The 20,628-nt window shown below is 61.8% G+C and carries 24 protein-coding genes; 12 read left to right on the top strand and 12 right to left on the bottom strand.

Annotated features, from left to right (window positions below; genetic code table 11):
- Window positions 1-10 precede the first annotated feature (10 nt).
- Window positions 11-298, top strand: a complete 288-nt coding sequence (locus DXT77_RS28475) for a SelT/SelW/SelH family protein (protein ID WP_119430027.1) — start codon at window positions 11-13, stop codon at window positions 296-298.
- Here DXT77_RS28475 and DXT77_RS28470 read toward each other — a convergent pair.
- Both DXT77_RS28470 and DXT77_RS28465 read right to left on the bottom strand, forming a co-directional pair.
- Entirely contained in the window at window positions 292-1,185 is an 894-nt protein-coding gene (locus tag DXT77_RS28470) for a DMT family transporter (RefSeq protein ID WP_119430026.1), read from the bottom strand. The genes DXT77_RS28475 and DXT77_RS28470 overlap by 7 nt on opposite strands.
- Before the next feature lie 72 nt (window positions 1,186-1,257).
- Complete coding sequence (locus DXT77_RS28465) at window positions 1,258-2,022, bottom strand: AraC family transcriptional regulator (protein ID WP_119430025.1); 765 nt, start codon at window positions 2,020-2,022, stop codon at window positions 1,258-1,260.
- 132 nt (window positions 2,023-2,154) lie between these two features.
- Between DXT77_RS28465 and DXT77_RS28460 the strand changes: the two genes are divergently transcribed.
- Window positions 2,155-2,970 carry a UDP-2,3-diacylglucosamine diphosphatase gene (locus DXT77_RS28460; RefSeq protein ID WP_119430024.1) on the top strand — a complete coding sequence of 272 codons (816 nt, stop codon included), beginning with the start codon at window positions 2,155-2,157 and terminating at the stop codon, window positions 2,968-2,970.
- Window positions 2,971-2,984: 14 nt separating this feature from the next.
- Here DXT77_RS28460 and DXT77_RS28455 read toward each other — a convergent pair whose 3' ends face one another.
- Together DXT77_RS28455 and DXT77_RS28450 are read right to left on the bottom strand one after the other, a co-directional pair.
- The gene (locus DXT77_RS28455; protein WP_119430023.1) at window positions 2,985-3,575 is read right to left on the bottom strand and encodes an HD domain-containing protein; all 591 of its coding nucleotides are present in this window, start codon (window positions 3,573-3,575) and stop codon (window positions 2,985-2,987) included.
- Window positions 3,576-3,599: 24 nt separating this feature from the next.
- Window positions 3,600-3,911 carry a DUF962 domain-containing protein gene (locus DXT77_RS28450; RefSeq protein WP_119430022.1) on the bottom strand — a complete coding sequence of 104 codons (312 nt, stop codon included), beginning with the start codon at window positions 3,909-3,911 and terminating at the stop codon, window positions 3,600-3,602.
- A 168-nt stretch (window positions 3,912-4,079) separates the two neighbouring features.
- On the opposite strand from DXT77_RS28450, the gene DXT77_RS28445 reads away from it, so the two are divergent.
- A complete protein-coding gene (locus tag DXT77_RS28445) occupies window positions 4,080-5,141 on the top strand; it encodes an AraC family transcriptional regulator (protein WP_218568666.1) in 1,062 nt (353 codons plus the stop codon).
- Here the strand turns inward: DXT77_RS28445 and DXT77_RS28440 are convergent.
- On the bottom strand, window positions 5,098-6,552 hold the full coding sequence (locus DXT77_RS28440; RefSeq protein WP_065260949.1) for a TrkH family potassium uptake protein: 1,455 nt from the start codon (window positions 6,550-6,552) through the stop codon (window positions 5,098-5,100). The two genes, DXT77_RS28445 and DXT77_RS28440, sit on opposite strands and share 44 nt — an antisense overlap.
- A gap of 121 nt (window positions 6,553-6,673) precedes the next feature.
- On the opposite strand from DXT77_RS28440, the gene DXT77_RS28435 reads away from it, so the two are divergent.
- Window positions 6,674-7,240, top strand: a complete 567-nt coding sequence (locus DXT77_RS28435; protein ID WP_119430020.1) for a nitroreductase family protein — start codon at window positions 6,674-6,676, stop codon at window positions 7,238-7,240.
- 75 nt (window positions 7,241-7,315) lie between these two features.
- Here DXT77_RS28435 and DXT77_RS28430 read toward each other — a convergent pair whose 3' ends face one another.
- The 6 genes from DXT77_RS28430 to DXT77_RS28405 all read right to left on the bottom strand — a co-directional run bounded on the left by DXT77_RS28430 (window position 7,316) and on the right by DXT77_RS28405 (window position 11,417).
- Complete coding sequence (locus DXT77_RS28430) at window positions 7,316-8,656, bottom strand: HAMP domain-containing sensor histidine kinase (protein WP_119430019.1); 1,341 nt, start codon at window positions 8,654-8,656, stop codon at window positions 7,316-7,318.
- A 67-nt stretch (window positions 8,657-8,723) separates the two neighbouring features.
- Window positions 8,724-9,173, bottom strand: coding sequence for a Spy/CpxP family protein refolding chaperone (locus DXT77_RS28425; protein WP_119430018.1), 450 nt, complete (start codon window positions 9,171-9,173; stop codon window positions 8,724-8,726).
- A 141-nt stretch (window positions 9,174-9,314) separates the two neighbouring features.
- Window positions 9,315-9,992, bottom strand: coding sequence for a response regulator transcription factor (locus DXT77_RS28420; protein ID WP_085710405.1), 678 nt, complete (start codon window positions 9,990-9,992; stop codon window positions 9,315-9,317).
- Window positions 9,993-9,999: 7 nt separating this feature from the next.
- Window positions 10,000-10,410, bottom strand: a complete 411-nt coding sequence (locus DXT77_RS28415) for a translation initiation factor 2 (RefSeq protein ID WP_119430017.1) — start codon at window positions 10,408-10,410, stop codon at window positions 10,000-10,002.
- Between the two features lie 109 nt (window positions 10,411-10,519).
- A complete protein-coding gene (locus DXT77_RS28410; RefSeq protein WP_119430016.1) occupies window positions 10,520-10,819 on the bottom strand; it encodes a YciI family protein in 300 nt (99 codons plus the stop codon).
- A gap of 1 nt (window position 10,820) precedes the next feature.
- Complete coding sequence (locus DXT77_RS28405) at window positions 10,821-11,417, bottom strand: septation protein A (protein ID WP_085710410.1); 597 nt, start codon at window positions 11,415-11,417, stop codon at window positions 10,821-10,823.
- Window positions 11,418-11,504: 87 nt separating this feature from the next.
- Between DXT77_RS28405 and DXT77_RS28400 the strand changes: the two genes are divergently transcribed.
- The 8 genes from DXT77_RS28400 to arfB all read left to right on the top strand — a co-directional run bounded on the left by DXT77_RS28400 (window position 11,505) and on the right by arfB (window position 19,212).
- Window positions 11,505-12,368, top strand: a complete 864-nt coding sequence (locus tag DXT77_RS28400) for a PHP domain-containing protein (RefSeq protein WP_119430015.1) — start codon at window positions 11,505-11,507, stop codon at window positions 12,366-12,368.
- A 13-nt stretch (window positions 12,369-12,381) separates the two neighbouring features.
- Window positions 12,382-13,011, top strand: a complete 630-nt coding sequence (locus tag DXT77_RS28395; RefSeq protein ID WP_096822250.1) for an L-threonylcarbamoyladenylate synthase — start codon at window positions 12,382-12,384, stop codon at window positions 13,009-13,011.
- Window positions 13,012-13,131: 120 nt separating this feature from the next.
- A complete protein-coding gene (locus DXT77_RS28390; protein ID WP_170931588.1) occupies window positions 13,132-13,830 on the top strand; it encodes a ScpA family protein in 699 nt (232 codons plus the stop codon).
- Between the two features lie 11 nt (window positions 13,831-13,841).
- Window positions 13,842-14,879, top strand: a complete 1,038-nt coding sequence (gene scpB, locus DXT77_RS28385; RefSeq protein WP_119430014.1) for an SMC-Scp complex subunit ScpB — start codon at window positions 13,842-13,844, stop codon at window positions 14,877-14,879.
- Between the two features lie 2 nt (window positions 14,880-14,881).
- Window positions 14,882-15,073 (top strand): DUF1289 domain-containing protein, encoded by a 192-nt coding sequence (locus DXT77_RS28380; RefSeq protein WP_119430013.1) that lies wholly within the window; start codon window positions 14,882-14,884, stop codon window positions 15,071-15,073.
- Window positions 15,074-15,228: 155 nt separating this feature from the next.
- Entirely contained in the window at window positions 15,229-16,440 is a 1,212-nt protein-coding gene (gene rluB / locus DXT77_RS28375; RefSeq protein ID WP_119430012.1) for a 23S rRNA pseudouridine(2605) synthase RluB, read from the top strand.
- Between the two features lie 848 nt (window positions 16,441-17,288).
- A complete protein-coding gene (locus DXT77_RS28370; protein ID WP_119430011.1) occupies window positions 17,289-18,707 on the top strand; it encodes an amino acid permease in 1,419 nt (472 codons plus the stop codon).
- 91 nt (window positions 18,708-18,798) lie between these two features.
- On the top strand, window positions 18,799-19,212 hold the full coding sequence (gene arfB / locus DXT77_RS28365) for an alternative ribosome rescue aminoacyl-tRNA hydrolase ArfB (protein ID WP_011333010.1): 414 nt from the start codon (window positions 18,799-18,801) through the stop codon (window positions 19,210-19,212).
- On the opposite strand, the gene DXT77_RS28360 is transcribed toward arfB, so the two are convergent.
- The gene (locus tag DXT77_RS28360) at window positions 19,209-20,396 is read right to left on the bottom strand and encodes an MFS transporter (RefSeq protein ID WP_178083506.1); all 1,188 of its coding nucleotides are present in this window, start codon (window positions 20,394-20,396) and stop codon (window positions 19,209-19,211) included. The two genes, arfB and DXT77_RS28360, sit on opposite strands and share 4 nt — an antisense overlap.
- Between the last annotated feature and the right edge of the window lie 232 nt (window positions 20,397-20,628).

Genomic DNA, 20,628 nt, shown 5'->3' with positions numbered 1-20,628 from the left:
TTCAGCGATCATGACCGCGACAAAACCGGAAATCGTCATCACCTATTGCACGCAATGCCAGTGGCTGTCGCGCGCCGCGTGGCTGGCGCAGGAGTTGCTCAGCACCTTTGGCGATGACCTTGGCAAAGTGTCACTGGTGCCGGGCACCGGCGGGATCTTTCACATCAGTTGCGACGGCGTGCAGATCTGGGAGCGCAAGGCCGACGGTGGCTTCCCCGAAGCCAAGGTGCTCAAACAACGGGTACGCGACCAGATCGACCCTGAGCGCGACCTCGGCCACAACGATCGCACTCAATGAGACGCGGCCTCGGCTTCCACCGTTTTTTTGCTGGCGCTGCCTGACATCTGGCTCGACACCACGATGGCGATGATTATCAGCGCGCCGCCAATCAGCATGCGCAGGGTCGGGTTTTCATCGAACAGCAGCCACGCGACGGTGATGCCGTACACCGGCTCCATGGCGAAGACCACCGCTGCGGTGCGCGCCTTGATCACCGCTAGGCTGGCCACGAACAGGCTGTGGGCGACACCGGTGCAGAACACCCCGAGCAGCCCGATCCACAACCAGTCGATGGCACGGACTTCGCTCAGTTGCGGCGCCGCCACCGGCAGCAGACACAACGCCACCACCACGTTCTGACACAGTGCTGCCTGCACCGCCGGAATGCGCCCGGAACTGGCGCGGTTGGTCAGCGACAGCAGGGAAAACAGCAGGCCGGACAGGATCGCCCAGAGCAACCCGGTGGTCGCACCGCTGGCCAGGTCGAACGCCGGGGTCACCAGCACCAGGCCGACGCTGACCAGCGCCACCAGAATGATTTCGTTGGCGCGGATACGTTCGCGGAAAATCAGCCCTTCGAGAATCACCGTGAAGGCCGGGAAACTGGCGAAACCCAGCGTGGCCACCGCGACACCGGCCACTTTCACCGCAATGAAGAAACTCACCCAGTGGCCGGCCAGCAACACACCGCTCAGGGCCAGGCGTCGCCAGTTCACGGCTTGCAGCTTTTGCCAGCCGTGCTGGCTGGCGAAGCGGGTAAAGAACGCCAGCGCGAGAACGGCAAACGCGGCCCGTCCAAAGACGATGACCGCCGGGGTTGCGGCGGCGAGTTTGCCGAAGACGCCGGTCAGGCCGAACATCAATGCGCCGATATGCAGGGCGCCAAGGGCGGTACGGGGAGTCATTGCGGTCCTTTTTCCAAACACCATTTCAGGCACACATTGAAGCGTGTAGCGGCCGAAAAGTCTGTCGGCAGACTATCGACTTTTGTCGTCAGCCTCGCGTCGCAACTGTGTAGGAGAGGTCCCGAACTCGCGCAGGATGGCGGCCGAGAACGCACTTTGCGATCCATAACCGACGCGGCTGGCCACTTCACCGATGGGCAGCGTGGTTTCCCGCAACAGCGCGACGGCCTTGTGCAGCCTTCGACTGCGGATGTAGTCCATGGGCGTTTGCCCGCATTCGGCGACGAACCGCGCATGCAATCGGGCGCTGGATAACCCGGCGACCCGCGCCAGGTCCGCGACTTGCAGCGGATAGCCCGCGTACTGCTCGATATGCGCATCGAGCGCCGCATAGGGCAGGCGACGGGCGCAGACCTCGGCAGGTTGCGCGTGATTCAAGCTCGCCAGCAACAGCACCGCACCCTGTTGCGCAATCAGCGGATCGTCCACCGGGCTGTTCGCCAGCCAATTGACCAGTTGGCCCTGGCCGGCATCCAGCGACAGACGCGCGGCGTTGTCCAGCAGGCGACGGCTGGCGTCGGCGTGATCGCCCAGCGAACGGATCAGCCATTGCTCGTCGGGCACGTCCAGCACCAGACAACGGCTGCCATTGGGGCTGCCGCAGGCGTGATGCGCACCGGAAGGAATCACCACGAAGCTCTGCTGCAAGACCTGACTGCCATGTCCTTCGACTTCGAAATCCAGCGCACCGGACAGGCCGAACACCAGTTGCGCGTGGTCGTGACTGTGAACGATCAGGTCGTGGGTGTAATGGCGCAGGGTCAGGATCGGTGGCATGGCGGTCTCCGGGCGAGCCGCCAGTCTACACCGGCGCAGGGGCGGCGCGTTTGTCACAAGACTGACGCACGCCTGTCATGGTCGATTAACCGGGCTCGCGCACAGTGGCGAAAACATCGCAGAGGGTTGCCCATGACCAGCGCCGAGCTCGCCAGACCCAGCCGTAAACAAAGGGTTCGCACCTTGTGGATCTCCGACGTGCACCTGGGCACGCGGGATTGCCAGGCCGAGCATCTGTCGCAATTTCTCAAGGGCTATCACGCCGACAAGATCTACCTGGTCGGCGACATCGTCGACGGCTGGAAACTGCGCGGCGGCATGTACTGGCCCCAGGCGCACACCAATGTGATCCGCCGCTTGCTGACCATGAGCAAGCGCGGCACCGAGGTGATCTACGTCACCGGCAACCATGATGAATTCCTGCGTCGTTATTCGAAGCTGATCCTGGGCAACATTCAGCTGGTCGACGAAGCGGTGCACGTCACTGCCGATGGCCGGCATCTGCTGGTGATCCACGGTGACCAGTTCGACGTGATCACCCGTTATCACCGTTGGCTGGCCTTTCTCGGCGACTCGGCCTACGAATTCACCCTGACCCTCAACCGTTGGCTCAATCACTGGCGGGCGAAGTACGGTTATGGCTACTGGTCGCTGTCGGCCTACCTCAAGCACAAGGTGAAGACCGCAGTGAGCTTCATCAGCGACTTCGAAGAAGCCATCGCCCACGAGTGCGTGAAGCGCGAGTTGCACGGGGTGGTCTGCGGGCACATTCACCACGCCGAGATCCGCAAGGTCGGCGAAGTGGATTACCTTAATTGCGGCGACTGGGTGGAGTCGTGCACGGCGCTGATCGAACACTGGGACGGCACGATCGAGCTGTATCGCCTGGCGGATGCGCAGGCGCGGGAGGCCGAACTGAAAGCGGCCAAGGTTGCAGAGCTCGCCTGAGTTTTCAAATCAACTCAAGCCGGGGTGTGTTCCTCCATCGCGGCTTTGTAGATGGAGTTCCTGGGCTGGGCGAACAGCCGCTCCATCATCGGTTCGAAGAAGCTCAGCGGCAGGGTGTCGTAGTCCGGGTCGAACGCTGCCGCGTCGTATTTCGCGCAAAACTCCGCGGTCGCCTGATACTGCGGATGACCGCTGAACTGCTCGCGCAGGTGCCGATCCATGCCCAGGTGATGGAAGAAGTAATAGCCCTGGAAGATCCCATGCTTTTCCACCATCCACAGATTCTCGGCGCTGACAAACGGCTTGAGAATCGCGGCGGCGATGTCCGGGTGATTGTAGGAGCCGAGGGTGTCGCCGATGTCGTGGAGCAGGGCGCAGACCACGTATTCCTCGTCGCGCCCGTCGCGATGGGCACGGGTCGCGGTCTGCAGCGAGTGGGTCAGGCGATCCACCGGGAACCCGCCGAAATCACCTTCGAGCAGTTTCAGGTGCGCCATGATCCGGCCCGGCAACTGACGGGCGTAGGCGCTGAAATCCGCCGCGATGATCGCCCAGTCTTCCTGCGTGCCATCCTTCATGTGGGTGAAACGGGCAGTGACATTCATCGGCAATTCTCTTGGTCAGGGTTTCTAGAACGCCACGCGGCCCAGGATCATGTCGCGGTACATGACGAAGTCGCCCAGCAGGCTGTAGAACGGATGCTGGAAAGTCGCTGGCCGGTTCTTCTCGAAAAAGAAATGGCCGACCCAGGCGAAGCTGTAACCGGCCAGCGGCAGGGCCAGCAACAGCAGCCAGGCGCCCTTGGCGATGGTCATGGCGAGAATGAAGATCACCAGTGTCGTGCCGATGAAATGCAGGCGACGGCAGGTGCTGTTGCTGTGTTCGCTGAGGTAGTACGGATAGAACTCGGCGAAACTGTTGAAATGTCTGATGGTTTCCACGACTGCGATCTCTGTGGTTATTGTTCTGATTGCAAGTTGTTCGGCGGGTAGCTTATTTGAGTCTAGAGTGAACAGTGGCGTCGGCCAGTGACAATCGGCGCCACTTTACTATCCTTGGGAAATCGGCCGTAGTATGCGGCTCATCATGTCATCCAAGAAAAAAACGCCATGAGCGAACGAACGACATCTGCAAGCTGGGCAATGGGGATTGTCAAGGCACTGGAAATGGACGGCCTGGATTGCCGGGTTCTGTTCAAGCAGCTGGGGCTTGATTACGCGGCGCTGGAGGATCCGGACGCACGCTTCCCGCAGGATTCCATGACCCGGCTCTGGCAACGGGCGGTCGAGCTGTCCGGAAATCCCGCCATCGGTCTGAACATGGGCAAGGTGGTGCGACCGGCCTCGTTCCATGTCGCAGGCTACGCATTGATGTCCAGCAACACCCTGGCCGAAGGCTTTCAGCGACTGGTGCGGTATCAGCGGATCATCGCCGAAAGTGCCGACCTGAGTTTTCGTCTGCTCGACGAAGGCTATGCGCTGATCCTGACGGTGCACGGCGATCATCTGCCGCCGACCCGGCAAAGTGCCGAAGCCTCGCTGGCCTGCGCGCTGTCATTGTGCGGCTGGCTGACCGGGCGTACCTTGCACCCGCGCAAGGTGCTGGTGCAGGGCGATGAGCCCGATGACCTCGAACCTTACAAACTGGCTTTTCATGCGCCGCTGGTGTTCAACGCACCGTATGACGCACTGATTTTCGAGCGGGCCGACATGGAAGCGCCGCTGCCCACCGCCAACGAAGCGATGGCGCTGCTGCACGACCGGTTTGCCGGGGAGTATCTGGCGCGGTTTTCCGAAAGCCGCGTGACCCACAAGGCACGCCAGGTGTTGTGTCGTCTGTTGCCCCAAGGCGAACCCAAGCGCGATACGGTGGCGCAGACCCTGCACTTGTCGCAGCGCACCTTGCAACGGCGGTTGCAGGAGGAGGGCACCAGTTTTCAGCAGTTGCTCGATGACACTCGCCGCGAACTCGCCGAGCAATACCTGGCGCAGCCGAGCATGACCCTGCTGGAAATCGCCTATCTGCTGGGGTTTGCCGATCCGAGCAATTTCTTCCGCGCCTTCCGCCGCTGGTTCGACACCACGCCCGGCGATTACCGGGCGCGGTTGCTGGAGGCGCCGAACGCGATCAGTGACGCCAGAACGCCGGAATACACAGCACAAACACCGTAATGATCTCCAGTCGGCCGAGCAGCATGCCGAACGACAGGATCCACTTGGCCGCATCCGGCAAGGTCGAGAAGTTGCCCGCCGGCCCGATGGTTTCACCCAGCCCCGGACCCACGCCGGACACGGTACTGGCGGCGCCGGTCAGCGCCGTCATCCAGTCCACGCCGATCAGTGACAGCAGCAGGGCGATCACGCAGATGGTGATGGCGAAGAAGAACGAAAAGGTCAGGATCGAACGGACGATTTCTTCGTCGAGGCGATGGCCGTTGTACTTCTGCTTGATCACCGCGCGCGGGTGAATCAGCTGATTGAGGTTGGCCTTGAGCAGAATGTAGGCGACCTGGAAACGGAAGATCTTGATCCCGCCCGCCGTCGAGCCGGAACAGCCGCCGACGAAACCCAGATAGAAGAACAGCATCAGCGAGAAATTGCCCCACAGGCTGTAATCCCCCAGTGCAAAACCGGTGGTGGTGACCACCGAGGTCACGTTAAGCGCCACGTGGCGCAGCGCGTCCAGCCAGTGCAGGTCGGTGGTCCACCAGTACCAGGTGCCGAGCACCAGCCAGGTCACCAGCAACATGCCGAGCAAGCCCTGCACCTGTTGGTCCTTGATCAGTGCCCGGCGATTGCCGCGCAACGTGGCCACGTACAGGGTGAACGGCAGACTGCCGAGGATCATCACCACTACCGCCACCCAGTGCACCGCCGGTTGCGTCCACTTGGCCAGGGACTGGTCAGAGGTCGAGAACCCGCCGGTGGAAATCGCCGACATCGCGTGGTTGATCGCATCGAACGGGCTCATCCCGGCCCACCAGAACGCCAGGCTGCCGAGAATGGTGATGCCGATGTAGGTCACCACAATCAGCCGCGCCACCATGTGCGAGCGGGGCATGACCTTTTCCGAGCGGTCCGAGGATTCGGTCTGGAACAGGCGCATGCCGCCGATGCGCAGCAGCGGCAGAATCGCCACCGCCATGCCGATGAAGCCGATACCGCCGAGCCAGTGCAGCAGCGAGCGCCACATCAGGATCCCGGGAGACATGGTGTCCAGGCCGCTGAGTACGGTCGAACCGGTAGCGGTGATGCCGGACATGCTTTCGAAGAATGAGTCGGTGTAGCTGATGTGCTGGGTCAGCAAAAACGGCAGCGCGGCGAAAATGCACACCACCAGCCAGCTGGTGACGGTCAGCAGGTACATGTCGCGAGGGCGCAGGTGAATGTGTTCCGGGCGTCCCGGAATCACCAGTGCCAGGCCGGCGACGAAGGTGATCATGCTCGCCCAGAGGAACGACGGCAGGTCGCCGGTGCGGTCGAAAATCACCAGGGTGGCCATGGGCACGACCATGGCGATGGCCAGGGTGATCAGGAAGATGCCGATGATGAAACCAATGATCCGTAAGGTCGGCAACGCCATGAAGTCCGCTCGGGCTGATGTGGGAAAGGCGCCATTCTACCTGCGGGGCAAGGCATGTAAACCGACGCGGCCGGATCACTTGCAGCTAGAATAGCCGGACATTTTTTTCAGGAGGTGGCCGATGCAGGCTCTCGACGCTTTGCTCAACCGTGTTTCCGTTCCACGACTGATCGACCCGGCCCCCACTGCCGAACAGCGCGAAGTGCTGTTTGCCGCCGCGACCCGTGCACCGGATCACGGCCATTTGCAGCCGTATCGTTTCCTGACCGTCGAAGGCGCGGCGCGTGAGCAGATGGGCGAGTTGCTGGCCGAAGCGGCGCAGATGCAGGAAGGCGAAGTGACCGAAGCGATGATCGACAAGGCGCGCAACGGCCCGCTGCGGGCGCCGCTGGTGGTTGTGGTCATCGCCAGGTTGCAGGATCACGTCAAATACCCGAAGGCCGAGCAGTTGCTGGCCGCAGGCTGTGCCGCCCACGGGATTCTGCTGGCAGCTTACGCGCAGGGGATTGGCGCGGTGTGGCGCACCGGTGATCTGGCGTACTCGAAACATGTCGCCAAGGGCCTGGGCCTGACGGATGACGAAGAGGTGATTGCGTTCCTTTACCTCGGCACGCCGCAGAAAGAACCACGGGTGGCGGAGAAGGTTGATCTGGCGGAGTTTGTCAGTGCCTGGCCGGGTAAAGCCTGAGAGCGTTAAAAGCCCCCCCCTAACCCTCCCGAAACGTCGGATCGCCCGGAGGGAGAGGGCAGGGGTGAGGGGCTTTTAAGGCTGGACAACCGCCCCCGGCTCCAGCGGCAACTCAAGACTGGCCACAAACCCGCCCTGCGGGTGATTGGCCAGCACCAGCGTCCCGCCATGGCGCTCCGCCGCCCGCCGGGCAATCGCCAGGCCCAGTCCATGGCCGGCTGCGGTCTGCCCCGGCGCCCGATAGAACGGTTCGCCCAACTGACTCAAATGCTCCGCTTGCACCCCCGGCCCATGGTCGCGCACGCTGACCACGATTCGCTCGCCCTGACGTGAAGCCTGCATTTCGATCGACTGTCCTACCGGGTTGAAGCGCTGGGCGTTGCGCAGCAGGTTGTCCACGGCACGTTCGATCATGGTCGGCCAGCCGGTCAGATTCAGCTGCGGTTCGGCTTCCAGGCGTACCGTCTGCTCCGGCGAGCCGAGTTGCGCATCCTTTTGCAGGGTACCCAGCAGCGCATTCAGATCCACGGCTTCGGCGCTGGCGTTGTCGGCATCGACCCGTGCCAGCACCAGAATTTCGCTGATCAACGCTTCCAGCCGATCGCACTCGCGGGTCAGGCGTGGCCAGAGTTTTTCCCGTTCTTCCGGGCTTGCCCGTTCGGCCAGTGCCAAAGCGATGCGCAACCGCGCCAGCGGTGAGCGCAGTTCATGGGACACGTCGCGCAGCAACTGGCGCTGACTGCCGATCAGGCTTTGCAGGCGTGCGCCCATGCGGTTGAAGTCGTTGGCCAGCACACCGAACTCATCGCGGCGGTTGGCCAGTTTCGCCAGGCTATTCTGCTGATAGGTGGTCTGCCCCAGATCGTGCACCGCGCCGCGCAAGCGGTTGAGCGGGCGGGTAATGGAGAATGTCACCAAAAGGCTGAACAGGGTAAGCACCACCAGCGCGATCCCCAGCGCACTCAATGGCCAGAGCAGGCTTTCGCGGTGCCAGGCGTCGAGTTCCGGGTGCGGGATGCGGTAGATGAACAGGTAGGTGTCACCGGTCTTTTCGCTGGTGAACTCATCGGTCAGGCGCCGCCAGGGCAAACGTCGGTCGTCGTTGTTCTGTCGTGCTTCGAAGGCGGCCGCGCGGCGGGGAAAGGTGCCGCGCACCACCGGGTCGCCGCTTTCGTTCAGCACCTGGACGTCGATGTGATACTGGCGTTTGCGTTGCTGGAGGATGTCCTGAGCGGCGTCCTCGCCCTGGGATTCGTAGGTTTGCGTCCAGTCGGCGGCCAGCGTGTTCAGGCCCGGATGGCGGCTGAGGATCCATGCGTCCTGATTGAGCATGTGCCCCAGCAGGATGGAAAGCCCCGCAACCAGAGCGATGGCCAGCCAGAAGCTCGCGAGAATACGCCAGAACAATGAACGCACAGAAAATCCTCAAACAAAGAAAACCCAACGGCGGTGAGCCGTTGGGTCGGGGCGTGACGCTAGAGCATTATTGCGCCTTTTGCGGCTGTTGCGCTTTCCAGGCCTTGAATTCGGCCCATTCAGCACGACGCTCGGCCTGTTTCTTCTGGATCTCGTCGAATTTCTTCTGTTGATCCGGTTTCAGCACGGCGCGGACATCGGATTCGGCTTTCTTGTGGTTGGCCGCCATCTCGTCCTTCATGGCTTTCTGGTCGGCTGGCGAGAGTTTCTCCAGGTATTTCTCGACCGTCTGCTTACGTTCGTGCATCTGCTCGCCCATGATCTTGCGGATCTGCTCGCGCTGTTCACGGGAGAGGTCCAGCTGGCTGTACGGGCCTTTGCCGTGCATGCCGTGCATCTGACCGCCGTGGCTCCAGCCGCCGTCCGGCCCACCCATCGGGCCACCATCTTGCGGCACGGCCATGGCGACGGTCGGCAGAGCGGCAGCGAACATCAGAGCGATAAGAGTCTTGCGCATGGTGTATCTCCTTGTCTCGTTCCCGGTACGTTCCGGATGAGTACAGATTACGGAGATCAAGGTCAGCGGCGGTCAGCGCTGGGTAAAGCTTGGGTAAAGACGCTTTGTCATCGAACTGACAAAGCGTCCGCGTGCGGGGTTTCAGAGGCTGTAATAGTAGCCACGGCTGCGCAGGGCCACGATGCGCGGGCGGCCGTCGGCGTGGGGGCCGATCTTCTTGCGCAGGTTGCTGACGTGCATGTCCAGGCTGCGGTCGTAGAGGGTCAGCTTGCGGCCGAGGGCGATCTGCGCCAGTTCCTGTTTGTCCAGCGGCTCGCCCGGCTGCTTGAGCAGCGCTTCGAGCAGGCGGCTCTCGGAAACGGTGAGGGTGAATTCCTTTTCGTCGATGCTGACCACGCCGCGTACCGGGCTGAAGCTCAGATCGCCCAGTTCGAGCTGGGTCGACACGGCGGCCGGGTGGCTGCGACGCAACACGGCGCGCAGGCGGGCGGTAAGCTCGCGGGGGTCGCAGGGTTTGGCCAGGTAATCGTCGGCTCCGAGTTCCAGACCGAGGATCCGGTCCAGCGGTTCGCCACGGGCCGAAAGCATCACCACCGGCAGATCGGCGTGTTCACTGCGCAATTGCTTGAGCAGTTCCAGACCGCTGCCATCGGGCAGCATCACGTCCAGCACCACCGCGGCGGGGGCGGATTCGGCCAAAGCCTTGCGGGCGCTCTGGCCGTCGTGGCACGCACGGACCTGAAAGCCTTCCTGGCTCAGCCAACTGCTCAGAAGCTCACACAGCTCCTGGTCATCATCAATCAGTAACAGCTCGCTCATGACTCACTCAATTTAGCCATTGTCGACGTTTTCGACTTGCACCACTGGCAAAGATACCGCAGAGCAGGGCCAATAGCGCTACCCCGGCGCCGGTGACGAACCATTGCTGCTGTTCGGTCAGCAGGCGCGGCAGCGGGCTGGCCTGGGCTTCCTTGAGTTGCAGCTTCAGACGCTGGTTCTCCTGGCGCAACCGGGCAAGCTGGGCGCTTTCGCGGGTGTTATCGGCATTCTGCAGTTGTTTGCTCAGTTCTTCCCGCTGCTGCTCGCTGGCCTTCAGGCGCTGCTGCAACTCGGTGATCTGGCTGCCGGCGCTCAACGAAAGCGGCGTGGAATTGCTGCTTTCGGTGCTTTCTTCACCATGGGTGGGCGCCATGATCGACAACGTGACCAGCATCAGACACAACGGACCCTTGCGCATCGCGACTCCTGTTACCAAATGGATATTGGGCAGGTTGTCGGCCGGCAAACGAGAATAATGAGCGATTGAGAACGCGATGAACCGACAAGGTTCATCGCGTGGGGAAGGATTACGGCAGGACTTGCTTGAACGGCTTCACGACAACACTGGCGTAGACACCGGCGGCGATGTACGGATCGGCGTCGGCCCAGGCCTGCGCGGCGTTCAGGGAATCGAATTCGGCAACGATCAGGCTGCCGGTGAAACCCGCTGCGCCCGGATCATTGCTGTCGACCGCCGGATGCGGGCCGGCCAGGACGATGCGGCCTTCGCCCTTGAGCACTTGCAGGCGTTCAAGGTGCGCCGGGCGGGCGGCGAGGCGCGCGTCCAGGGAGTTGGCGACGTCGGTGGCAATGATTGCGTAGAGCATGTCAGTCCTCGGTTTTTGGTGTTGTGGTATCGGCGTCGTGCAGGTGACGGGACAGGTAGATGCCCTGGGCGACCAGGAACAGCACGGTCAAGCCCAGGCTGCCGAACACCTTGAAGTCTACCCAGTAGTCCTGGAAGGTGAACGCGACGAACAGGTTGGCGGCGCCGCAGAACAGGAAGAAGCCGATCCAGGCGATGTTCAGTCGCGTCCAGACAGCGTCCGGCAGGGTCAGCGCGTGGCCCATGATGCGCTTGATCAACAGGCGGTCACCGATGAAGTGGCTGCCGATGAAGGCCAGGGCGAACAGCCAGTTGACCACCGGGGCTTTCCACTTCAGGAAGGTTTCGCTGTGGAAGGCCAGGGTCAGGCTGCCGAACACGAGGCAGGCGATCAGGGTCAGCCACTGGCTTTTTTCCAGCTTGCGCTGCTTGATGAAGAGCGCGCCGTAGACCACCAGGGAGCTGATGATCAGCACGGCGGTGGCGCTGTAGATACCGCCTACGGTCAACTCATGGCCGGCAACGTCGACGGTGCGTGGATCGAGTTTGTAGACGATGAAAAACAGCAGAAGCGGGATGAAATCGATGAATTGTTTCACAGTGAGAGCCAGAAGCTGGATGTGGCGGCATAATAACAAACATATGGGCGCGCGATAGCGCCAGCTGATTTGAGGTTACACATCCCCGTGAATGTTGATTTGCACTGCCACAGCACGGCCTCCGATGGCGCCCTGGCGCCTGCGGCACTGGTTGCGCGTGCGTTCGAAAACGGCGTGCGAATCCTGGCCCTGACCGACCATGACACCCTCGAAGGCCTCGCCGAAGCGCGCACGGCCGCCGAAGCGCTGGGCATGCAGCTGGTCAACGGCGTCGAACTGTCCTGCACCTGGGGCGGCGCGACCATTCATGTGCTGGGCTACGGTTTCGATGTCAACGCCGCGCCGTTGGTCGAGGCGATCGCCAGTCTGCACGATGGCCGCTGGCTGCGGTCTGAAGAAATAAGCCGCAAGCTCGCTCTCAAAGGCATGCCCGGCGCCCTCGACGGCGCGCGGCAGATCCAGCAGGAGCTGGGCGACAGCGGCAACGCACCGGCCCGTCCGCATTTCGCCGACTGGATGGTGCGTGAAGGTTTTGTAAAGGATCGCGCCGAAGCGTTCCGCAAATGGCTTGGCGCCGGCAAGCTGGGGGACGTCAAGCAACACTGGCCGACCCTCGAAGACACCGTCGGCACGCTGCGCGCCGCCGGCGCCTGGGTCAGCCTAGCGCACCCATGGCACTACGATTTCACGCGCAGCAAGCGCCGAAAGCTGATTGCCGACTATATTCAAGCGGGCGGACAGGCGCTCGAAGTGGTCAACGGCCATCAGCCTGCGGAACAGGTGGGCAGCCTGGCGATCCTTGCCCGTGAGTTCGGTCTGCTGGTCACTGCCGGCAGTGATTTTCATGGCCCTGGAGGCTGGTCGGAGATCGGCCAGTACCGGCCGCTCCCTGAGGACCTTCCACCCCTGTGGTGTCGGTTCAAACATGACACAGTTATTGCCGCCGTCTGAACAGGTAGAGAATGTGAGTCAATTTTTCCAGATCCATCCGGAAAACCCGCAAGCGCGCCTGATCAAACAGGCTGTCGAAATCATCCGCAAGGGCGGGGTGGTGGTCTATCCAACGGACTCTTCCTACGCAATCGGCTGCCAGATCGGCGACAAGAACGGCATCGAGCGCGTTCGACGCCTGCGTCAGCTCGATGAAAAGCACAACTTCGCGCTGATCTGCAGCGACCTGTCGCAACTGGGCAATTACGCCAAGATCGACACCGGCACCTTCCGTATTCTGAAAGCCCATCTGCCGGGGCCTTACACCTTCATTCTCAACGCCACCCGCGAAGTGCCCCGGCTGTTGCTGCATCCGAAGAAACGCACCATCGGTCTGCGCGTGCCGAGCCACCCGATCGCCCTGGCGCTGCTGGCCGAGCTGGGCGAACCGCTGATGAGCGTGACCCTGATCATGCCCGGCGATGAAGACCCGCTGAGCGATCCGTACGAAATGCGTCAGTTGCTGGAGCATCAGGTGGATCTGATCATCGACGGCGGTTTCGGCGGCATCAAGGCCTCCACCGTGATCGACCTGACCGGCGACGATCCGGAAGTGGTCCGCGTCGGTTGTGGCGATCCTGCGCCGTTCATGGTCGAGGCCTGAATGTCCGCAGTAGAAACCGTTGATCCCCAGGCCGGTGCCCAGCAGGAACTGCCGTTTGCCATGGTCTATGGCCAGGCCGTCACGGAAATGCCGCTGGACCTGTACATCCCGCCGGACGCCCTGGAAGTCTTCCTCGAAGCCTTCGAAGGCCCCCTCGACCTGCTTCTGTACCTGATCCGCAAACAGAACATCAACATCCTCGACATCCCGGTGGCGGAAATCACCCGTCAATACATGGGCTATGTCGAGCTGATGCAGTCGGTGCGCCTGGAGCTGGCCGCCGAATACCTGGTGATGGCCGCGATGCTGGCCGAGATCAAGTCGCGGATGCTGTTGCCCCGGGCCGAAACCGTCGAAGAAGAAGAGGAAGACCCGCGGGCCGAACTGATCCGCCGCCTGCAGGAATACGAACGCTTCAAGGCCGCCGCCGAGGGCATCGATGGCTTGAGCCGGGTCGGTCGCGACGTGATCGTGCCCAAGCTCGACGCCCCGCAGGTCACGGTGCGCAAGTTGCTGCCGGATGTGGCGCTGGAAGAAATCCTGATGTCCATGGCCGAAGTGCTGCGCCGTGGCGACATGTTCGAAAGCCATCAGGTCAGCCGCGAGGCATTGTCCACCCGTGAACGCATGAGCGATGTGCTCGAGCGTCTCAAGGGCGGCGGCTTTGTGCCGTTCGTCGAGCTGTTCACCGCCGAGGAAGGCCGGCTCGGTGTGGTGGTGACATTCATGGCGATCCTTGAACTGGTCAAGGAATCCCTGGTCGAGCTGGTGCAGAATGAGCCGTTCGCCGCGATCCACGTGCGAGCCCGAGTCGAATAACGAGTCCGAACATGAACCTGAGTGAACCCCGCGAGCTGGCGCCCCTGCTTGAAGCCTTTCTGTTGGCCTCGGGAAAGCCGCAAACCCTTGAACGCCTGTACGAGTTGTTCGAGGAAGGCGAACGGCCGGAGCCGCCGGTCTTCAAGAAAGCCCTGACCCTGCTCGGCAAGTCCTGCGAGGGGCGGGCGTTCGAGCTCGTGGAGGTTGCCTCCGGCTATCGCCTGCAAATTCGCGAGAAGTTCGCGCCATGGGTCGGTCGCCTGTGGGAAGAGCGCCCGCAGCGTTATTCCCGGGCCCTGCTGGAAACCATGGCGCTGATCGCCTATCGCCAGCCGATCACCCGTGGCGAAATCGAAGACGTGCGGGGCGTGGCGGTCAACACCAACATCGTCAAGACGCTGATGGAGCGCGAGTGGATCCGCGTCGTCGGCTACCGCGACGTGCCGGGCAAACCGGCGATGTTCGCCACCACCAAGCTTTTCCTCGATCATTTCAACCTGAAGAGCCTCGACGAATTGCCGCCGCTGGCCGAACTGCGCGAGATCGAGCCGGATCCGGTACTCGACTTCGACGACGCCCCGGTGCCTGCGAGCTTGCAGGAACTGGCCGATGCCAGCGCCGAGCCGGAAGAGCCGAAGGAGGAAACCAGTTTCCACTCGCTGCTGCTGGAGCTGGACAGCATGGAGGAGGGGATCAAGACCGACTTCGACGACTTGCTGCGTGATGTCGCGGATGGCGAGCCGATGCCGTCCGGGTTTGAGTCCGATCCGGTCGAGCCGCCAGCCGACGTTGAGTTCGAAGCGGAGCCGGAGGTCGATTTTGAGCCTGAATCGGAATTTGAGTCTGAGTCTGAGTTTGAGTCCGAGCCTGAACCTGAGCAGGAAGACGATGTACTCGGCGTGGCCGAAGCCCGGGAAAAGCTGCTGGCCGCCGTTGCTCGCCTCGAACAACCCGCACCAGAACCTGAGGAAGAACTGAGTGAAGAAGAAGCCGAAGCCCGCGCCCTGGCCGAGGCCATCGAAGCCGAACGCCGTGAGTTCGAAGATTGAGCATGAGCTCGACCAAGGACCCGTGCATCAGCCTCTGCAAGTTCAGCGATGACATCTGCCTCGGTTGCGGGCGCAGCAAGCGCGAGATCAGGGCCTGGAAAAAACTCGACAAGGACGACAAGCGCACGGTGCTGGCCGAAGCCGCGTTGCGCCTGGTCAAGCTCGGTGCCACCGGTCGGCGGAAAAAGAAATAACCTTGCCCTGATCGACTAGTCTCTGATGCGCGAACGAACACATCCGCGTATGATTCGCGACCCTTCGGCGATCCCTTCGCCCGAAAACCCAGATTTCAATGCTTCGGCAGGCGCGATCCAGAGCCGCTGAACAGATCACACCGGGAGGTGCACAGATGAGTGACAACCAGAAAGACGACCAGGCAATCGGCCCGGCAGGCGAAAAACTGCAGAAAGTCCTCGCCCGTATCGGCGTCGGCTCGCGTCGTGACGTGGAAGCGTGGATCAGCCAGGGCCGGATCAAGGTCAACGGCGCAGAGGCGACCCTCGGTCTGCGTGTCGACATGCACGATGCAATCACCATTGATGGCAAGGTCATCAAGCGCGAAGAGGCCGCCGAGTCGGTCCGTCGCGTGATCATGTACAACAAGCCCGATGGCGAGATCTGCACCCGTGACGACCCGGAAGGCCGTCCGACCGTGTTCGACAAGCTGCCGCGTCCTAAAGAAGGTCGCTGGATCAACATCGGCCGTCTCGACATCAACACCACCGGTCTGCTGATGTTCACCACCGACGGTGAGTTGGCCAACCGCCTGATGCACCCGTCCTACGAAATGGACCGTGAGTACGCAGTCCGTGTTCGCGGCGAAGTCGATGACGAGATGATCGAGCGCCTGAAGGCTGGCGTTGTGCTGGAAGACGGCCCGGCGCGTTTCACCGACATTCAACAGGCACCGGGCGGCGAAGGCTTCAACCACTGGTATCACTGCGTGGTGATGGAAGGTCGTAACCGTGAAGTGCGTCGTCTGTGGGAATCCCAGGGCCTGGTGGTCAGCCGTCTGAAACGCGTGCGTTTCGGTCCGGTGTTCCTCAACTCCGACCTGCCGATGGGCCGCTGGCGCGAAATGAGCCAGTACGAAGTCGACGTGCTGAGCGCCGAAGTCGGCCTGACCCCGGTGGCCATGCCGCAACTGAACGCCAAGAGCAAAGACAAGCTCGACCGCATGCAGCGTAAATCGTCGCGCCCGATGCCTCGCACCGAGCGCGTGCGTACCTTGCGTCCGGCCAACGGCGCACCGGCGGCTGCCGGCCCGCGTACCGTGCGGGAGCCGCAGATCGAAGGCGAGCGTCCGGGTCGCAAGCCGGCAGCGCGTCCGGATGGCGAGCGCGCTCCGCGCGGCCGTACCGAGCGCGGTGAAGGTCGTGCACCGGCCGGTCGCGGTACGCCAGTGGCGGATCGTCCTGCCGAGACCAAGCGTCCGGCCAAACCGGCACCGAAGCGTCCAGGCATCAAACTGGCTGACGATGACAAGCCTTCGGGCAAGCGTCGTGGCGCCCCGGCCGGTTCCGGCCAGCGCCCGGGTTTCGGTCGCAAGAAGCCGGAATAAGGCAGTTGTAAGCGTCGAGCAGCAAGCTTCAAGCTGAAAACAGAAACGCCAACCTCAGGGTTGGCGTTTTTTTTTGGACTTTTTGTTTCTTTTTTTGGGGTGTTTTTTTCTTGTTTTAAAACAAAAAAATTGACGTCTTTCAGATAGTTAGCCAGCTAACGTCAAACGTCGGCTCCGGCTTCGATGGGTCTGGAGTGGAAACTTTACGTTACGCGCTGTCAGCAAATATTTACGAAAAAACCTGCGAAGTCCCGTGGATCCTGTGCCTCTGCCAGGCTGTAAGGAAAATCTGCCGAAGTCCCGTCTGCCGGGCGTGGCGCAAGGCTCTGGCGTGCTTGTTTCCGACTCGTTTGAGAGGTGAGATGCGCCCCATGCCTGTCGTGCAGGTGCATAACAAGAAGGAGGCGCAATGAACGCCGATATCCAATTTCACTTCTCCACGTGGGGCGGATTTTTCATCGTCCACGCCGATGGCCTGCAAAGGCCTGACTCAATTTTTGCAGCCGCCCGGGCCTCTAGGGGCGGACACACGCAATCCCGGCAACCGACACGCTGATCCAGCGGGGTCTGGCAGCAGGGGGTTAGCGGTGTACAATGCGCCGCGTTTTAACTGTGACCCTCTGCGTAATCGCGCAAACCTCAAGGATTATCCGCCTTGTTCATTCCGTCGCGTCACAAGCGTGTCGGGTTCGATTTCGTCACAGATAAAAACAAACAGGTGACGCATGACCGTTGTAAGAAAGCTGAATTCCTGGTGCCTGCGCTGGGGTTTGATCAAGGTTGGTTGAAATCGCAACCTTGCAGCAACGTCTACTGAACATCATCAAACCTTGCGTGAGACCTTTTTCATGAGTGGACAAAACTCGCAATCAGGCGAGCTGAAACGCGGCCTGAAAAATCGCCATATTCAACTGATCGCCCTCGGTGGCGCGATCGGTACCGGATTGTTCCTTGGCTCGGCCGGGGTGTTGAAATCCGCTGGCCCGTCGATGATCCTCGGCTATGCCATTTGCGGCTTCATCGCTTTCATGATCATGCGCCAGCTCGGCGAGATGATCGTCGAGGAGCCGGTGGCCGGTTCCTTCAGCCACTTTGCGCACAAATACTGGGGTGGTTTCGCCGGTTTCCTGTCAGGCTGGAACTGCTGGATCCTGTACATCCTGGTGGGCATGTCGGAGCTGACCGCAGTCGGCAAGTACATTCACTACTGGGCGCCGGATATCCCGAGCTGGGTCACCGCAGCGGCGTTCTTCCTGCTGATCAACGCGATCAACCTGGCCAACGTCAAAGTCTTCGGTGAGGCCGAATTCTGGTTCGCGATCATCAAGGTCGTGGCGATCGTCGGCATGATTGCCCTGGGCAGCTACCTGCTGGTCAGCGGTCATGGCGGCCCGCAAGCGTCGGTGAGCAACCTGTGGTCTCACGGCGGCTTCTTCCCGAACGGCGTCAGCGGTCTGGTGATGGCCATGGCGATTATCATGTTCTCCTTCGGCGGTCTGGAAATGCTCGGTTTCACCGCAGCCGAGGCTGACAAGCCGAAAACCGTGATCCCGAAAGCGATCAACCAGGTGATCTACCGGATCCTGATTTTCTACATCGGCGCACTGGTCATCCTGCTGTCGTTGACTCCGTGGGACAGCCTGCTGGAAACCCTCAACGCGTCGGGCGATTCCTACAGCGGCAGCCCGTTCGTGCAGGTGTTCTCGATGCTCGGCAGCAACACCGCTGCGCACATCCTCAACTTCGTGGTGTTGACTGCGGCACTGTCGGTGTACAACAGCGGCACCTACTGCAACAGCCGCATGTTGCTGGGCATGGCCGAGCAGGGCGATGCGCCGAAAGGCCTGGCGAAGATCGACAAGCGCGGTGTACCGGTGCGTTCGATCCTGGCTTCGGCAGCGGTAACGCTGGTGGCTGTGCTGCTCAACTACCTGATGCCGCAGCACGCGCTGGAATTGCTGATGTCGCTGGTGGTTGCAACGCTGGTGATCAACTGGGCGATGATCAGCTTCTCGCACTTCAAGTTCCGCCAGCACATGAACAAGACCAGCCAGAAGCCGCTGTTCAAGGCGCTGTGGTACCCGTACGGCAACTACATCTGCCTGGCGTTCGTGGCGTTCATCCTCGGCGTCATGTTGCTGATCCCGGGCATCCAGATCTCGGTGTATGCGATTCCGGTGTGGGTCGTGTTCATGTGGGTCTGCTACGTGATCAAGAACAAGCGCGGCGCACAGCAGGCGCTGCACGCGGCGAACGCTGCCAAATAAGCGTCGTTGCAAAAAACAACAAACCCGGCCAAGTGCCGGGTTTTTTTTGCTTTCGCGGTATCCTGCGGGTTCTGAATACGGACGCTTTTCCATGCTGGTGATTTCCAACAACGTGCATCTGCCGGATGCCGAGATCGAACTGACGTACATCCGCGCCCAGGGCGCCGGTGGGCAGAACGTCAACAAGGTCTCCAGCGCCGTGCACCTGCGCTTCGACATTCCGGCCTCGTCCTTGCCCGAGTTCTACAAGGAGCGGCTGCTGGCGCTGCGCGACAGTCGCATCACCGGCGACGGCGTGTTGATCATCAAGGCGCAGCAGTACCGCACGCAGGAACAGAATCGTGCCGATGCGCTGGAGCGTCTGACCGAGCTGATCCTCAGCGCCACCAAGGTCGAAAAGAAACGCCGCCCGACCAAGCCGACACTGGGTTCGAAGAAGCGTCGGCTGGAGTCAAAGACCAAGCGCGGCAGCATCAAGGCCGGGCGCGGCAAGGTGGATTTCTAGTCTTCGCGGTACTTCGAGGTGTGGCGGTACAGATAGACGCTCAACGCCAGACCGCTCATCGCGGCGATCGCGGCGAACAGGAAGATCGAGGCAAAACCGAAGCCCGCCGCGATCGCCCCGGCCAGCGGCCCGGTGATCCCCAATGACAAGTCGATGAACAGCGAATAGGCACCGACCGCCGCGCCACGGCTGGAGGCCGGCACCAGGTTCACCGCTTCCACGCCCAGCGCCGGGAACACCAGCGAGAAGCCGAAACCGCTCAATGCCGCACCCGCCAGTGCCCAGTGTGCATCCGGTGCGATCCATAGCAGCAACAAGCCCAGGGTTTCCACCGACAGGCAGGCAATCGCCACGCGAAAGCCGCCGAGGCGGTTGATCAGGTTGCCGAACAGCAGTCGCGCACCGATGAAGCTGGCACCGAACAGGCTCAGGCACAGCACGGCGTTATCCCAATGCTGGGTGGCGTAATACAGGGTGATGAAGGTGGCGATGGTGCCGAAACCGATCGAGCCCAGCGCCAGTCCGCAGCCGTGCGGAAAAACGCGACCCAGCACGTGCATGAAAGGCAAACGCTCGCCGGCGACAATCGGCGCAGCGGTCTTCGGCCAGGCCAACAGCAGGCCCAGCGATGCGAGCAACAGAATGCTCACGCCCATGCTCCACAGACCGAAATGACTGACCAACCACACCCCCAGCGGCGCCCCGATGGCCAGCGCGCCGTAACTGGCGATGCCGTTCCACGAGATGACTTTGGCCGTGTTGGCTGCGCCGACGCGGCCGATGCCCCAGCCGATCGATCCGGAGCCGACCAGGCTTTCCGCACTGCCCAGCACCAGTCGCCCGACGAACAGGCTGATCAGGCTTAGCATCGGCAGATTGGGTGTCCACGCCGAAATCAGCATGAACACACCGCTCAAACCGCACCCGGCCAGACCGATCATCACCGCACGTTTGCTGCCCTGGTTGTCGATGATCTTGCCGGCATACGGACGGCTGAGCAGGGTGGCGAGGTATTGCACGCTGATCACCAGGCCGGCAATGACCGCGCCGAAGCCCAGGTCGCTATGGACGTAACCGGGCAGCACGGCCAGCGGAATGCCGATATTCAAATAGCCGATGAAGGTGAACAGGACGATGGAAACGACTTGCAGCGTGACCGCCAGGGGGCGCTGGGGTTCTGGCATAGAGGACGACATGGGTAACGATCCACGGGGAGAGCAGAATAGATAGGCTGCTCATGATACCGGCGTGGACGATGCTGCGGCGGGGAAAAGTAAAACTATTTGGCCGGGGCGACCAGTTGCGTGGTGACCAGTGCCGCGAGGGCGTTTTCTACGCTGCCGAAACGGGCGAGCAGCGCGGCTTGCTTCTCGGGCGAGAGGCGGCTCCAGATCTCGATCATCTTCTCGGTGGCGC

The sequence above is a fragment of the Pseudomonas sp. 91RF genome (assembly GCF_003576265.1).
Lineage (GTDB): Bacteria > Pseudomonadota > Gammaproteobacteria > Pseudomonadales > Pseudomonadaceae > Aquipseudomonas > Aquipseudomonas kribbensis.
This window is presented reverse-complemented; position numbering and strand designations above follow the sequence as displayed.